At 64.4% G+C, this 806-nt stretch carries 1 pseudogene; it reads left to right on the top strand.

Annotated features, from left to right (window positions below):
- Positions 1–806 (top strand): annotated as a pseudogene (locus IEX43_RS20170) (IS5 family transposase); the annotation flags it as partial.

Genomic DNA, 806 nt, shown 5'->3' with positions numbered 1-806 from the left:
AGTGATGATCAGTGGTCCCGGATCGAGCCGTTGTTGCCGAGCTCTGACGGGAGGCGTGGACGTCCGTTCCGGGGCAATCGCAAAGTCGTGGAAGGCATCATTTACCGGTACCGGTGTGGGATTGCCTGGCGGGACCTTCCTGCGGAGTTCGGTCCGTGGCAGACGGTGTGGAAGCGGCACCGCCGTTACGCGTCTGACGGAACGTGGGACCGGGTCCACGGTCAGCTTCTGGCCGAAGCGGACGCCGCCGGAGTGATCGACTGGACGGTTTCTGTGGACTCGACCATCAATCGAGCCCACCAGCACGGGACGAACCTTCCCCGTGCCACAGGGGGAACTCCCGAATTACAAGAAACTGTTTGCTGAACCGCCTGATCACGCCATCGGCCGCTCCCGCGGCGGGCTGAGCACTAAGATCCACCACGCCTGCGACGGCAAAGGCCGACCATTGGCAATGATTCTTGGCCCCGGGCAGGGCGGCGATGCGCCCATGTTTCCGGTCGTTATGGGGGCGGTGCGGGTTCCCCGCCTCGGCGGGGGCCGCGCCAGGACCCGGCCTGATGCCGTGATGGGCGACAAGGCTTACTCGTCCAGGGCAAACCGGGCACTGCTGCGAGGACGGGGCATCAAAGCCGTCATCCCCGAACCCTCCGACCAAATAGGACACCGCAAACGCCGCGGTTCACGCGGCGGACGCCCCGTGAACTTCGACGCCGAGACCTACAAAGGCCGCAACACTGTGGAGAGATCCTTCAGTCTCTTCAAACAATGGCGCGGCATCGCCACCCGCTACGACAAACTCGCAC

This window comes from Pseudarthrobacter polychromogenes, from assembly GCF_014644495.1.
Taxonomy (GTDB): Bacteria; Actinomycetota; Actinomycetes; order Actinomycetales; family Micrococcaceae; genus Arthrobacter; species Arthrobacter polychromogenes.
Note: the sequence above shows the minus strand (reverse complement) of the source record. Positions and strands in the feature narration are given on the sequence as shown.